The 13,765-nt window shown below is 70.1% G+C and carries 10 protein-coding genes; 2 read left to right on the plus strand and 8 right to left on the minus strand.

Annotated elements, in window-relative coordinates:
* Positions 1-2: 2 nt before the first annotated feature.
* From ACFWY5_RS54065 to ACFWY5_RS54095, 7 genes are all read right to left on the minus strand, one after another.
* Positions 3-1,403, minus strand: coding sequence for a NucA/NucB deoxyribonuclease domain-containing protein (locus ACFWY5_RS54065; protein WP_379639760.1), 1,401 nt, complete (start codon positions 1,401-1,403; stop codon positions 3-5).
* 14 nt (positions 1,404-1,417) lie between these two features.
* Positions 1,418-5,668, minus strand: a complete 4,251-nt coding sequence (locus ACFWY5_RS54070) for a DNRLRE domain-containing protein (RefSeq protein ID WP_379639761.1) — start codon at positions 5,666-5,668, stop codon at positions 1,418-1,420.
* Positions 5,669-6,117: 449 nt separating this feature from the next.
* Complete coding sequence (locus tag ACFWY5_RS54075) at positions 6,118-7,851, minus strand: ABC transporter ATP-binding protein (RefSeq protein ID WP_379639763.1); 1,734 nt, start codon at positions 7,849-7,851, stop codon at positions 6,118-6,120.
* Complete coding sequence (locus tag ACFWY5_RS54080) at positions 7,848-9,368, minus strand: ABC transporter transmembrane domain-containing protein (RefSeq protein ID WP_379639764.1); 1,521 nt, start codon at positions 9,366-9,368, stop codon at positions 7,848-7,850. The genes ACFWY5_RS54075 and ACFWY5_RS54080 overlap by 4 nt, the downstream gene beginning before the upstream one ends.
* Positions 9,369-9,432: 64 nt before the next feature.
* Positions 9,433-10,098 (minus strand): response regulator, encoded by a 666-nt coding sequence (locus ACFWY5_RS54085; RefSeq protein ID WP_379639765.1) that lies wholly within the window; start codon positions 10,096-10,098, stop codon positions 9,433-9,435.
* Positions 10,095-11,228, minus strand: a complete 1,134-nt coding sequence (locus tag ACFWY5_RS54090; protein WP_379639766.1) for a sensor histidine kinase — start codon at positions 11,226-11,228, stop codon at positions 10,095-10,097. The genes ACFWY5_RS54085 and ACFWY5_RS54090 overlap by 4 nt, the downstream gene beginning before the upstream one ends.
* Before the next feature lie 27 nt (positions 11,229-11,255).
* On the minus strand, positions 11,256-11,675 hold the full coding sequence (locus ACFWY5_RS54095; protein WP_379639768.1) for a hypothetical protein: 420 nt from the start codon (positions 11,673-11,675) through the stop codon (positions 11,256-11,258).
* A gap of 187 nt (positions 11,676-11,862) precedes the next feature.
* Between ACFWY5_RS54095 and ACFWY5_RS54100 the strand changes: the two genes are divergently transcribed.
* Positions 11,863-12,282 (plus strand): hypothetical protein, encoded by a 420-nt coding sequence (locus ACFWY5_RS54100; RefSeq protein ID WP_379639769.1) that lies wholly within the window; start codon positions 11,863-11,865, stop codon positions 12,280-12,282.
* Positions 12,283-12,490: 208 nt separating this feature from the next.
* Here the strand turns inward: ACFWY5_RS54100 and ACFWY5_RS54105 are convergent, their stop codons facing one another.
* Positions 12,491-13,078 carry a TetR/AcrR family transcriptional regulator gene (locus ACFWY5_RS54105; protein ID WP_379624954.1) on the minus strand — a complete coding sequence of 196 codons (588 nt, stop codon included), beginning with the start codon at positions 13,076-13,078 and terminating at the stop codon, positions 12,491-12,493.
* Positions 13,079-13,123: 45 nt separating this feature from the next.
* Here ACFWY5_RS54105 and ACFWY5_RS54110 point away from each other — a divergent pair, with 45 nt between their 5' ends.
* Complete coding sequence (locus ACFWY5_RS54110; protein WP_379639770.1) at positions 13,124-13,762, plus strand: O-methyltransferase; 639 nt, start codon at positions 13,124-13,126, stop codon at positions 13,760-13,762.
* Positions 13,763-13,765: the final 3 nt, after the last annotated feature.

Consider the following 13,765-nt stretch of genomic DNA (forward strand, 5'->3'; position numbering starts at 1 on the left):
CGTCAGGAGGGGGGTGTTCCCTTGACGCTCACCCAGAAGCGGTCGCCGTTGGGCCGGACGTTACCGTCGGGGACGAGCACACGGTAGCGCGCGTAGAACACCGACAGGTACCAGCCGTCGCTCTTGTTGTTGCTGGCCGGAACCCCCCGCACGGAGAAGTTGCCGTCACCCCATCCGGGGCCCTCCCTGACCGAGTTGAAGGGGAATTCGTCGCAGTCGCCGACCACCTTGGGCGTTTTGCAGGCTTTGCGGCGTTCGCTCACCTGCACCGCTCCCCATGTCCGTCCCTTGGGGTCGAGTGGTCGTAGTTCGCTCTCGTTGATCCGGGTCAGCGGGGCTCTGCTCCGCGCGTTGTCCCCGTCCCAGTTGCCGGGGACCACCTTCTGACCTGCCGGTTTCTTGGGATTGGTGAGATCCGGGGTCTTGAAGGCGGCCCAGATGTGGGCGGCGACGGGGCCTCGCTTGGGGTGGGTCACGTCCGTCTGGTAGATACGGCTCACGTCAGGGAAGATGCAGGCGCCCTTGTAGCGGACGCGCTTCTCCTCCGGCCAGGCCCCCGGACTGCCCGGACCCAGGGTCAGGTCGTCGCAGCGGACGGTCGGCGGCGTCCGGAGAGCGCCCCGCTCGTCCTTGAGCTTGCCCCACAGCGGAACGTTGGTGGGCCAGGGCTTCACCGCGATGACGTCCTTGATCTTCATCCAGGGGACGATCGTGCAGCGGCGGACCGCGTCGACGGTGCTGGAGGACTTGAAGCGGAAGTACTGCGCCGTCCCGTTCCAGTCCTTGATCCGGGCTTCGCGATCTCCGTCGATCGTCTTGGCGCAGGAGGAGTTCCCGCTGCTCGACTCGGCGGTCGTCGTCAGCTGCATACGGGCGTTGCCGAAGCCGCTTTCGAGCGCGTACTGGGCTTCGTCGATCCCGACCCACATGGAGAACTCCGTCGGGGTGATCGGACCGGTCGTCCCGTCGCTCCCCGCGTTGCGGATCCCCGTCCCGTCCCGAGTTCCCAGGTAGGTGTTGATGACCGTGGTGGCTCGCACCATCAGGTCGATTCCGGCGGAGCCGTCGGGCAGCTTCACGCGGACCTTCCCCCTGGAGCCCGTGTCCGGGTCCCAGTCGTCGAGCCAGGTGCTGAGGCCGAACCATCGGACGGAACAACCGCTGAAGACCGTGGCGTCGGTCCAGATCCCCAGCCTCCCGTCCGTCGGCGCCTCCGCACGGCAGGTGTTGAGGGTGTAGTGCCGGTAGTTGACCTCGTAGGGATCGGGTTCGTCCTGCTGCGCGGGCTGGGTCGCCGTCGCCTTCGCGGCGGGAGGCGTACCCGTGCCTCCGGCAAGCGCGCCGATCTCCGTCGCGGTCAAGGGGCGCTGGTAGGTGCGCGCGTCGTCCAGGTCTCCGCGCATGCGGGTGCCCAGTGTCAACGGGCCCGTGCCGTTCCAGGCCTGGAACCGACCGGCGCCGAGGTGACGAGCTGACCGTTGAGGTACAGCGCCGCCGTACCGGCCGCCGCGTCGTAGACGCCCGCGAGGTGGAACCATTCGTTGACCGGCGCTTCGACATCGGACAGGACGCCGGAGGACGTCGCGCCCGCGGTGTCGCCGCTGGTGAGGGTGAAGACCAGGCCACGGTCGGGAGTGTTGCCCAGGCGGAAGGGCGCCTGGGCGCCGCCGCGCTGCTCGGCGACGAGGTAGTCGCCGTCCTTGTCCGACCAGCGCAGCCAGGACGCGACGGTGAAGCTCTGGTCGGTACGGATCACCGGCCCGGCGGTTCGCGCCAGCGGCTCTTCACCGGGCGCCACGACGTCCACGGTGAGTGACTGCCACTCCGACCAGGCCGACGTTCGCGGTCCGGCGACGGCACGGGCCCGCCAGCGCACCTTCCAGCCGTCGGAGAGCCTGCCGTCGGGTACGGTCACGGCGGCCTGGCTGCCCGATGCGACGTTGTCGGCCGCGCCGGTCCAGATCTGGCCGGTGCCCTGCCCGGTCGCCGCCGGGTCGTGTTCCAGCTCGAACTCGGCCCGCAGCGCTCCGCCCGCCGGATCGGTCACCTGCGCCAGCAGGTTCGGGGTCCGGCTGCTGGTGACCGTCGTGCCGTCGGCCTGGTGCGAGGGAACGACCTGAAGGGCGCCCACGGCCGGGTCGGGCTGGGTGTCGGGGACGTCGATGGTGACGTTCTGCCACGCCGACCACGCCGAGGCGGTGGAGGCGCCGGCGTTGACGGCGCGAGCGCGCCAGCGGGTCTTCCACCCGTCGACCAGCTTTCCTGCCGGAACGGTCACACCGGCCCTGCCGCCGGACGCGACCGCGGGGGAGGCGCCCGCCCAGATCTGGCCGACGCCCTGCCTGGGTGCGGCCGGGTCGTGCTCGATCTCGAACTCGCCGGTCAGGGTGCCGCCGATGGTGTCGGCGACCGTTGCGCCGAGTTGCGGGGTGAGTGAGGTGGCCACCGTGACACCGTTCACGATCTGTGCCGGGGTGACGGCCAGCGCGCTCGCCGACGGGTTGGAGGTCGCGGCGCCGATGGTGACGGTCAGTTTCGGCGCCGGATTGGCGAACTCGGTGTTCTCCGCGCTGGTGAAGACGCGGTAGTTGTCGGCGGTGCTTGCCTCATTGGGGTGCATCAGGACCAGGCCGTGGTTGGCGGCGCCGGCGGCCCAGTCCTGGGCGATGCCGGTGACGGTCCACTCCATCGCACCGGGGAAGGTCGCGCAGTCGGAGTTGACCGCCGTCCTGCTGATCTGCGCGTCCTCGGTGGTCGCGGCCGGCTTCCTGCCCCAGGTGAGACTGTCGGCGCTCCACGTGCCGGTCAGCCGGCGTACCTGGATGCCCGCGCCCACGGAGCCGCCGCAGGCGGGAGCGTCCACGTTCACCAGGGACAACTTGGCGTTGGTCACCGTCTGTCCGGCCAGCCCGGTCGTGTCGAAGCGCAGGTGAGGCCGGTAGAGGCCGTCGATGAGCCGCCCCGCCGTGAGGTACGGCGTGCCGGGGTCGGCCGGGTCGTCCGGGAAGTCGGAGCCTGCCTCGACGTCGGCGTTGAGCGGCAGCGTGATGGTCGGGTCGACGCGGACCGGCAGCACTGTGGCCGGATCGGTCAGGAAGGCGTGATCGGGCTTGAGCACCAGTTCGGTCTCACCGCCCTTGGTGACCACCGATGTGTCGATGCCCGCCCGTTTGGCTCGATGCGGGCGGCCCCGGTCGCTGCCATCCCACATCACCGGCCGTGCCGCGGCCGCGACGACCTTCTTGTCGGGCCCCTTGAGCAGCAGCCGGCCGTTCTTGTCCGCGCTCAGCGACAGCCCGGAGGTCTCCACACCCAGACGGATCTCCAGCGGCCGGCCCGGCCGTTCCCTGACCACCACGTCGTGCCGGAACCCGGTGGGCAACACCGTCACCACCAGGTCCGCGCCCTTGCCCGCGGCGTCGGCGAAGGTCACCGTGCCGCCGTTCACGGCCGGCTTCGGCAGAGCCGCCGGCCAGCGCAACGCGTACGACTTTCCGTCGCCGGTCGTCATCCTCGCGAACGCGCCGGAGCCGCCGGTCGAGACCTCCACCGAGACCCCCGAGGCCAACGCCTTCGGCCGCAGCACCTCGCCGTGCCGCGCCAGACGGGTGTCGATGGGGACCCAGGTGCCGCCTTGCCGTGTCCGTACCGGGCCTGATGAGATCTCCCTTCTGAACGACCCGTCCGGCAGCGCGTAGGTGACATTGGTTTCGGTCGTCTCGTCGACGACTTCGACGGTCCCCTTCTGGCGGGCGGCTTCCCGCGAGGCGGTGACCCGCGTGGGGGAGGGCTGGTTGGTCAGCGCGTTGCCGTTCTTGCCCGGGATCCAGGCTGCCGTGTCGTTCAGGGTCGCGGGATGCCGGCCGTACGCGTCGGCGGCGGTTTGGCCCGTACCCTCATCGAACGTCCAGCGTGCGCTGCCCGCCGACGCCGTCTCGAAGGTCCATTGGTAGGCGGTCATGGGGTTGGCGGACGCGTCGATCGCCTCGGCGAGCTCGGCGGTGTACCGGACGGCGGGATTCAGCGGCTGTGCCGGGGTGAAGGTGAATTCCTGCTGAGAGGCGTCCACGGTCACGGCGCCTTCGACGGCCGTTCCCGAGGGATCTTTCAGGACGAAGTCGGGCTCCCAGACCGGCTCGTTGAACGTGGCCTTGATCGACGTATCGGTCGGCACCTGCGCCGCGTCCGCCACCGGGGTCGTACTCACCACCGTGGGGGCGGTGTCGTCGGGCGGGCTGCCCTCTTCGACCGTGCCGCCGTCCCAGGACTCTTCTCCGGACTCGCCGGTGAAGGGCTCGAGTTCTTCCGGCGCCACCTCGGCCACGTGATTGGGGGTCGAGGTGAGAACCCGCTCCTGCTCGTCGCTCATCGGGGGCACGTAAGGGATGTCGTCGCTGTCGACCCGCATCGCGACGGCCTGCTCATAAGTGGCGGGCTGGGGCCGTTTCGGGCCCTCGTAGGAATAGACGACGACTTCCGGCGGACCCGCGGGAAGAGGCGTGTACTCGATGAACAGGACGGGGCCGCGCGGGGTGAAGGGATAGGTGTCGTAGCCGCCGTACTCGTCGGAGCGGTAGTAGCGCCAGTTCTGCGGGCTGTCCGGTTCGATGACGGAGTTGAGGCGGACGCCGAGGTCGGGCGTGCCGTTCATCCAGGCCTGGACGATGAGCTCGATGGAGTAGTAGAGCTCGCCCTCGCCCTCGGGGCAGCGGGTGGCGCTGTAGGCGCCGCGGTTGGCGACGTGCCCGGACAGCACGGTGGAGGGCTGGTTGTTCCAGCTGATCGTGCTCGTGTTCCAGGCGCTGGTGACACGCTGCAGGTCGATGCCGGGGCTGTCGGTGTCGCTGCAGGTGTGGGAGTCCTGGTTGTGCAGGCGCAGGTCGGCGTTGTGGACCGTGCCGCCCTCCAGCGGGGTCCCCTTGATGTGGAAGTTGATGTACGTGCGGTGGGTACGGCTGCCGCTGTGCGACTTCCCGGCCAGCAGCCACGGCAGGGTCGCGTTGGCGCTGCCGTCGGGCAGCACGTTCGACACGTGCGTGTCACCCGCGATGCCGGTGCCCTCCCACGTCTCCGACATGGTGTTGACGGTGACCGGATAGACGGTGGCGGGGTCGTTGAGGAACGCCGCCGGAGCCGTGTAGACCACGCTGTCACCGTCGACCTCGGCCTTGGCCTGCCCGATGGCGCCCTTGTCGGGTTCCACCAGCGCGGCGGCGTCCAGCATGGGCGCGGCCAGGTCGTCGACCTCCTTGCCCTTGGCGTCCAGGAGACCGGGCGTCCGGTCAGCGCCGGTGCCGAGCTTGAGCCCCTTGGGTAACCGCATGGGCACCCGTAGCCGGAGGTCCTTGCCCGGTCGCTGCCGGATCAGCACGTCGTGCCGGAAACCGCTCGGGGTGAGGGTCACCACCAGATCGGACCCAGGGCCGTAGGCGTCGCGGTAGGTGGCCGTGTTGCCCTTGAGTACCGGCTTGGGCAACGTGGCAGGGGCCTCGACCGCGGTCCTGCCCGTCGCGTCGGTGAAGCGCGCGGCGGTGGTGTCACCGCCCGCCGACAGGGTCAGGTCGCCCAAGCTCGCCTTCGGCTGGACGACCCCGCCCGTCTCCACGAGCGTGAGGTCGATCGGCGCCCACGCGCCGTTCTTCTTGACCCGGACCGGTGTGCTGGCCAACTCCGCGCGAACGGTCTTGCCATCGGGATTGGCGTAATACGTACCGGTTTCTGATCGGTACTCTTCTATCTCAATACGCTTATTCATCCTCTGGGCCTGGGCGAGCGTCGCTCCGGCCGCCGTGGTGGCTTTGAGGGGTTGCGGTTCGTTCGGCGGCGCCGCGCCGGCGGGATCCGTGAACGACGTCATCAGTAGGGCCAGGGTGGCAATCAGGCAGGTCGCACGGCGCGTCCAGCCGGATAAGCCGGTTTCCGATCGTGGTGAATTCACTCTGCTCCTCAACGGGGAAAGCCGGTAAGCAAGCAGATATTCCCATGGACAGAAACGTGGGCCAATACCGGAATTGCGCCGGTGATGACACGCTGCGTAAAGACGTGCTCCTTAATTCTGGCAAGGGTTGTGCGATATAGGGAAAATGTAGGAGCGCCCGTTATTATTCGCGGTCTTTCCTAGGCTTCAGCGGTCAGCGAGCCGTACCACGATGTCCACAGTGCCTCGTAGACGCCGCCCGCCGCGACCAGTTCGTCGTGGGGGCCGACCTCCACCACCCGGCCGCTGTCCATGACGACCACCCGGTCGGCATCGCGGGCCGTGTGCAGGCGGTGGGCGATCGCGATGACGGTCCGTCCCTCCAGGACGGCGGCGAGCGAGCGTTCGGCGCGTCTGGCCGTGCGGGGGTCGAGCATGGCGGTGGCCTCGTCGAGGATGACGGTGTGCGGGTCGGCCAGGATGACCCTGGCCAGGGCGAGCTGCTGGATCCGGTCCGGGCCGAGGGTGGTGCCGGACGACTGGGAGCCCAGTTCGTCGTCGAGCGAGGTGACCCAGTCGGCGCCGACCGCGGCGAGCGCCTTGTCCAGGCGGTCGTCACCGGCCGTCGGATCCGCCAGCAGCAGGTTGTCGCGGACGGTTCCGAGGAACAGGTGCTGTTCCTGGGTGACCAGGACGACGTGCTCGCGGAGCTGGGCGGGGGAGAGGTCGGCTACCGGCACCGAGCCGACGGTGACCGTGCCCAGGCGGGGGCGGTCGATGCCGGCCAGCAGCTTGCCCAGGGTGGACTTGCCGGCTCCCGAAGGGCCCACGACGGCCAGGCGCTCGCCGGGCCGTACCGCGAGATCGACGTCCTTCACCACGTCGTCGCCGGCTTCGTAGGCGAAGTGCACGCCGGACGCCTCGATGCGGTCGCCCCGCGGCGGCGGGGCGGCGATCTCCGCGCGCGCCGGTGTCGCGAGGCCCTCGATCCTGGCGAACGAGGCTCCGCTGCTCTGCAGTTGCTCCAGCCAGATCAGGATCGTCTCGATCGGCTGGCCGAGCTGGCGCAGGTACAGCACGCAGGTGACGACCGCGCCCAGCGTGACCTGGCCACGGTCCAGGAGCAGCCCGCCCACCAGCAGGACGAGCACCGGGGGCAGGAGCGAGGAGACCTCCACCGACGGCCAGAGCACGCTGCGCAGGAAGAGGGTCCGCAGCTGGGCGGTCCGGCCGCGCTCGATCACCCGCTCCGCCGCTCGGGTGCGCTTGGCCTGCAGGCCCAGGGCCTCGATGGTACGGGCTCCCGCGGCGTCGGCGGCCAGGTGCTCGGCCAGCTCCGAGCAGGCGGCGCCTTCCTCCAGGTACGCGGGCCTGGCGCGGCGAAGGTACCAGCGGGAGACGGCCAGGATGCCGGCCGGCGCGAGCAGGCCGCAGACGCCCAGGACCGGGTCGACCAGGAAGACGGCGACGATCAGGAAGAGCGCCTGCAGGGCCGAGACGAGGATCGCGGGGGCGGCGTCGCGCAGGGTGCGGCCGACGAGGGCCACGTCGGTGGTTCCGCGGGCGGTCAGGTCGCCGGTGCGGATGTGCTCGACCGTGGCGGCGGGCAGGGCCAGCACACGATCGAGGAGTTCGGCGCGGATGCGCTCCTGGACGCGCTCGCTGAAGCGGGTGCCGATCTTCTCGGCGTACCTGGACAGAAGGAGCTGGGCCAGCGCCGCGCCGACGGCGATCGCGGCGAGCAGGTCGACCGTGCGGCCGGCGCCGATGGCGTCGATGATCCGGCCCAGCAGCCACGGGCTGACCAGCGCCGCGGCCGCCGCGAGGCTGTTGAGCAGCAGTGTCGCGGTGAAGCCCGGCACGTCCCGCCTGACCAGGCGCAGGGCGGCCCGCCGTACCTGCCGGGGGCCGGCGACGGGCAGGTCGCGGGTCATGCGAGCACCGATCGGTAGGCGGGGGTGGAGTCCATCAGCTCGTGGTGGGTGCCGGTGGCGGCCACCCGACCGTCCTCGACGAACAGCACCTGGTCGGCCCGGGCGAGCAGCAGCGGCGAGGTGGTGGCCACGACGGTGGTACGGCCGGCGCGTGCCGTACGGAGCCGCTCCGCGAGGAGGGACTCGGTGTGGGCGTCCAGCGCGGAGGTGGGTTCCACGGCCAGCAGTACCTCGGGCTCGGCCAGCAGCGCACGGGCCAGGCGTACGCGCTGACGCTGGCCGCCGGACAGGTTGCGGCCGCCGGGTTCGATCATCGAGTCGAGCCCGTGGCGCAGCCCGGCGACCACGTCCTGTGCGGCGGCGACGTGCACGACCCGATGGACGGCCTCGTCGTCCGCCTCGCCCCTGCCCTGGAGGACCTCGCGCAGCGTGCCCGCGAACAGGGCGGCGTCGTGGTCGGCGATCAGTGAGGTGCCGTCGAACCCGCCCATCCCTTCGAGCAGCGCCACGCTCTCCTCGGGCCGGGCACTAACCAGCCCCACGAGACTCCCCGGCGCGACCTCCGGCCCGACGGCCCGGGGCCGGTCCGCGGCGCGCAACGCGAGAAACCGGGTGACCTGGCGGGCGGCGACCAGGCCGTGGCTGATCTGGAAGCTGCCCTCGATGAAGAAGGAGACGGGAACCACCAGCATGGCGATGTACCCATATACCCCGACCAGCTCGCCCACCGTGATCGTCCCCTCGGCGGCCAGCCGGGCGCCCAGCCAGGTGACGGCGGCCAGGAACAGAGCGGGCAGCCCTGCGCCCAGCGCGCCGATCCAGCTCGTCAGTGACGCCACCCGGTAGCCCTGCTCGCGCAGGCTCGCCGAGTCGGCGCGGTACCGCTCGGCGTAGGTCGCCTTGCCGCCGAACGCGTTGAGCACCCGCAACCCCTCGATCAGGTCGACCAGGCGGGTGGTCAGCCTGCCCTGGTTCTCGCGGTAGCCGTTCTGCACCTTCATCAGCCGCCCGAGCAGCGGGCCGAGCACGATCGCCAGCAGCGGCACGCCCAGCAGCACCACGACGGCCAGCACCACCGAGACCTGCAGCAACAGCACCGCCACCACGCCGTAGCTGATCACCGCGCCCACGCCGGGGCCGGTCACCGTCAGCGAGGCGGCGATGGCGATGACGTCGCCGATGCCGATCGTCACCACGTCGCCCGCCGAGGCGCGCTTGGGCAGGTCGGCGCCCAGCTTGCTGATCTGCTCGACCAGGGCGCGCACCGTGCGGAAGTTGGCGTCCATCCGGATCTTGGTCATCGTGCGGTGCCGCAACATCGCCAGCCACGCGTTGACCAGACCCGCGCCGAGCAGCGCCAGCACCCAGCCGGGCGCCAGGTTGTCGTCAATCACCCTGGACAGCAGGTACGGCGGGAGCGTCAGGCCCACCATCCAGAGGGTTCCCAGCATCGCGCCCAGCGCGACCCGGCCCTTCTGCGCCCAGGCCAGCCAGCACAGGTACCGGGCCGCCTTCATGGTGACGACGCTAGGGCATGACTTTGGCGCCCCTTTGCCTGCCCTCTCCCGGCATGACTGATCACTACCCGCCGGGCCGGATCAGGCCGCTCTCGTAAGCCAAGATGACCAGCTGGACCCTGTCGCGCACGTTCAGCTTGGCGATGGCCCTGGTGATGTGAGTCTTGGCGGTGAGCGGGCTGATGACGAGGCGCTCGGCGATCTCGTTGTTGGAAAGGCCGAGCGCCACGAGCTTGACCGCCTCCAGTTCCCGGGAGGTGAGAGCGGCCAGCCGCTGCCCCGCGCCGGGCGCGAGGTCCTGCCGGAGGGCGAACTGCTCGACGACGCGGCGGGTCACGCCCGGGGACAGGAGCGCGTCGCCACCGGCGACTGCGGCGACCGCCCGGCGCAGATCGGCGGGTTCGACCTCTTTGGTGAGGAAGCCGCTGGCTCCGGCGCGCAGGGCGGCGAAGACGTGCTCGTCGGTGTCGAACGTGGTGAGGATGATCACGCGACAGCTCGGCGAGGCCGAGTTGGTGACGATCCGGCGCGTGGCGGTGATCCCGTCGGTGCCCGGCATGCGGATGTCCATGAGGATCACGTCGGGGCGGGTGCTCGCGGCCAGCCGTACGGCTTCGTCGCCGTTCTGGGCTTCGCCGACGACCACGATGTCCCGGGAGCGGGCCAGCAGACTGCGGAATCCGGCCCGCACCAGGGCCTGGTCGTCGGCGAGGAGCACCTTGATCGTCATACCGCCGAGCCTGCCACAGGGATGTCGGCCCGTACGGCGAAGCCCCCGCTGGGGACCGGCCCCGCGCTGAGCGCGCCCCCGAGTGCGCTCACCCGCTCACGCATGCCGGCCAGGCCATGGCCTTCGGTGATGTCGGCGCCGCCGCGGCCGTTGTCGGTGACCTCGACGGTGACCGAGCGCGGCTGGTAGCCGATCGTCACCTCGGCCTTGCTCGCCTGCGCGTGCTTGAGCGTGTTGGCGAGGGACTCCTGTACGACGCGGTAGACGGCGATGGCGGGAACAGCCGGAACGGCCGCAGGGTCGCCGCGCTCATCGAGCGTGACCTCAAGCCCGGCGGCGCGGGCGTCGGCGATGAGCGTGCCCAAGGAGGCCAGATCGGGCTGGGGCGTGGTGTCGCCGGGCGCGTCGCGCAGGACCGCGATGAGCGAGCGAAGATCGGTCATCGCCCGGTTTCTCACGTCCTTGGCCAGGCGTAGCGCGGCGGCGGCAGCGGCCGGATCCTCTTGGAGGGTATCGGCGGCGACATTGAGCTGAACGCCGACGACGGCCAGCGTGTGCGCGACGATGTCGTGCACCTCGTGCGAGGCGCGCAGCCGTTCCTCCGCGGCGCGAGCGCGGCTGTCGGTTTCGCGCAGCCGCTCGCGCCAGCGCATCACGGCGGCGTAGGTGAGGCCCGCGGCGATGAGGATCGCCAGGAGCACTCCTTCCCCCGCGACGTGGAACACGAAGCGGGTCGGGTTCCGGTCCAGGACCAAGCGGATGTCGACCGCCGAGTAGAGCAGCTGGGCCAGGCCGATGACCGCCACCCACCGCACACGGGGGGTAGTGGCGGCGGTGAAGTAGGCGACCGCGGCCGGCCAGATCCAGCCCGCGGGAGACCAGTGCCCGGTCAGGCGATAGACGACGATCCCGCCGATCGACAGCAGCAGCACGGTCATCGGCCAGCGACGTCTGACCAGCAGGAGCGCCCCGAGAAGCAGGCCGAGCGGAATCGCGGCCTGCCAGGGGGAGCGCACCCCGGTGGCGAGGGCCACGGCGACGAAGAAGACCAGGGTGAGAGCGGCGAACGCGACGTCGGTGATCCGGGCGAAGTGCCGGACAAGAGCGGGTTCACGGCGTGATTCGGCCATGTGCGGCCCTTCCTCGAGGGGTCGCGATCAGACGTGGGTGACCAGCAGAACCACGCCTGCCTCGCCGCCGCAGTCGACGAAGACGGGACCGACGCCGTTGCCGATCGTGGGGCGGAGCGTCCCCTTCGCCACGAACCCCTTGGGGTTGTCGTCGATGATGCGGATGTTCAGCAGCACCGGGCGCTCCCTGTCGATGCCGGCGATCACGGCCTTCAGCCCCTTGCCGCCGCCGCAGTGGCCGGTGATCGTTACCTCCTGGCCCCGCTTGGTGGTGGGGTTGGGGCTGACCTGAACCACCGCCCTGGCGCCCTTCGGCGGCTTCGGCGCGGCCGCCGTGACGGTGGTCTCGCCCGCGCCGGCCTGGGCTCCAGCCGGTACGCCGGCGAATCCCAGCACACCGGCCGTCAAGCTCAGCCCGGCGATCGCAGTGACGACTTTCTTGCTCATGGCCATTTCTCCCGTTCTCATCGGCTGTCTCGACGAGAAACGTTAGGCCGGGCCGTAGCGGGAGCGCGTCGTCCGTTGATCGTCACTTGACCTTGCACCGTTCGCCGTACGCACTACACCGAATGAAGTACCAGCTCCCGCCGCGCGGCATACTTTCGACATACCGCCGATCTCTAGGGTCTGGCGCATGAGAACCTCGCGAACCGCGGCCATCGTCGGCGCCCTGGGCCTGGCCCTCTCGCTCACGGCCACTCCCGCCTCGGCTTCCTCCGTCCTCAGCGCACGCTGCAGCAAGGGCAACTTCAAGCTCGCGGCGGCGATCACGTACGGCAACCCCGGAAACCAGCACATCTTCACGAAGCTCACCTGGAACATCGTCGGTGACGTGGGCAGTAACAACGACGTCTACTTCGAGTTCTGGAAGAAGGGCAGCGGCCGGGACAGCCTGCTCAAGGTCTTCAAGATGAACGACGTCTCGAAGTCCGGCTCCAAGAACATCTTCCTTCGCCGGCCGAAGGGGGACGCGATCTACGTGCACGGCGGAACCGTCTTCGACACGAAGTACGCCACCGACCCGGTCTGCAAATACTTCACGCGCACGATCTAACCCCTTTGATCAGGGGTGAAGCCGACCTGAAGCCGCCACGACGCTGTCGCCTGCTTGGCTCGTGAAGCGCATGACAACGCAATCTGAGCGGCGCGGATCGAAGCGCGCTCCTCAACGACTGCCGGCCCGGGTACCTGTGCGTCGCCGCCGGTGAGGGCGATGGCCAGCACCGAACAACCAGGCCGATCTGGTACGTCGACCCCTGCCATTACCGCTGGAGGGAGGTGAGGAACGCTTCCGCCAGGCGGTCGGTGAACTCGCCGTCGGCGGGTTGATCGGTGACCAGCGTCCTGTAGTAAAGGGGGCCGACGAGTCGATCTGTCGCCTCGTCGAGGTCGAGGGTCACGGGTAGTTCGCCCCGCCGTACGGCACGCTCCAGGGGAAGGCGGTCGCGGCGGCGTTGCTCGGCCAGGTAGCGCTCGCGGAAGCCGGCGGCGAAGACGGGATCGAACTGGGCCTGCGCGATCAGGGCGCGGAAGACGGTGCCGGAGTCGGTCTCGCTGAGGAATCGGGCGAGCAGGCGGAGGTAGGCGCGCAGGTCGAGGGAGAGGTCTCCGTGGTCGGGCGGGGTCAGCTCCTCGGCCAGGTCCTGCAGGAACGCCTCCACGAGGACTTCGGTCTTGCTCTTCCACCAGCGGTAGACGGTCTGCTTGGCGACGCCCGCCCGCGCGGCGAGTCCCTCGATCGTGACCCCGGCGAATCCCTTCTCGGCCAGCAGGTCGTCGGCCGCCTCCAGAACGGCCTGGCGCGCTGCCTCACTTCGCCCATGGCGGTTGCCGTGATGGGGACGGGACATGACCACTCCTAGACTAGACGCAACGGTTAGTCTACTCTAGCCGCCATGAGAAACACACTGGCGGAACCTCGCGTGGCGGACGCGCTCGACCGGATGTTCGCGGCGGCGGCCGGGGATGACACGATCGCCGCGCGAGTGGACGGTTTCGGGAACACGCCGCAAGAGCACGCGGACGCCGCGGAAGAGATCTACATGCCGATCTCGCCCGAGGCCGGGCGGTTGCTCTACAGCCTGGTGCGGGCCATCCGGCCGGCGACGGTCGTGGAGTTCGGGATGTCGTTCGGCATCTCCACGCTGCATCTGGCGGCGGCCGTGCGCGACAACGGCACCGGCCGCGTGATCACCACGGAGCTGAGTGCGCACAAGATCGCCGCGGCCCGCCGTACCTTCGCGGAAACAGGGTTGGCGGAGGTGATCACCGTGCTGGAGGGAGACGCCCTGCGGACGCTCGCCGACCTGCCGGACAAGCCGGGCTTCGTCCTGCTGGACGGGTGGAAGGACCTCTACCTTCCGGTGCTGCGAATGCTGGAGCCCCGTCTCGACCCGGGCACGCTGGTGGTCGCCGACGACGTGGAGCTGGAGAGTGTGCAGCCTTACCTCGCGTACGTGCGGGAACCGGGCAATGGGTACGCGTGCGTGACGTTCCCGGTCGAGGACGGGCTGGAGATCAGCTGCCGCCTGTAGCGC

The sequence above is a fragment of the Nonomuraea sp. NPDC059007 genome (assembly GCF_042740555.1).
Lineage (GTDB): Bacteria > Actinomycetota > Actinomycetes > Streptosporangiales > Streptosporangiaceae > Nonomuraea.

Coding starts and splice junctions, on each gene's coding strand:
- ACFWY5_RS54065 (WP_379639760.1), bottom strand. CDS start 1,403: ATGCGCGGAGACCTGGACGACGCGCGCACCTACCAGCGCCCCTTGACC.
- ACFWY5_RS54075 (WP_379639763.1), bottom strand. CDS start 7,851: ATGACCCGCGACCTGCCCGTCGCCGGCCCCCGGCAGGTACGGCGGGCC.
- ACFWY5_RS54080 (WP_379639764.1), bottom strand. CDS start 9,368: ATGAAGGCGGCCCGGTACCTGTGCTGGCTGGCCTGGGCGCAGAAGGGC.
- ACFWY5_RS54085 (WP_379639765.1), bottom strand. CDS start 10,098: ATGACGATCAAGGTGCTCCTCGCCGACGACCAGGCCCTGGTGCGGGCC.
- ACFWY5_RS54090 (WP_379639766.1), bottom strand. CDS start 11,228: ATGGCCGAATCACGCCGTGAACCCGCTCTTGTCCGGCACTTCGCCCGG.
- ACFWY5_RS54095 (WP_379639768.1), bottom strand. CDS start 11,675: ATGAGCAAGAAAGTCGTCACTGCGATCGCCGGGCTGAGCTTGACGGCC.
- ACFWY5_RS54100 (WP_379639769.1), top strand. CDS start 11,863: ATGAGAACCTCGCGAACCGCGGCCATCGTCGGCGCCCTGGGCCTGGCC.
- ACFWY5_RS54105 (WP_379624954.1), bottom strand. CDS start 13,078: ATGTCCCGTCCCCATCACGGCAACCGCCATGGGCGAAGTGAGGCAGCG.
- ACFWY5_RS54110 (WP_379639770.1), top strand. CDS start 13,124: ATGAGAAACACACTGGCGGAACCTCGCGTGGCGGACGCGCTCGACCGG.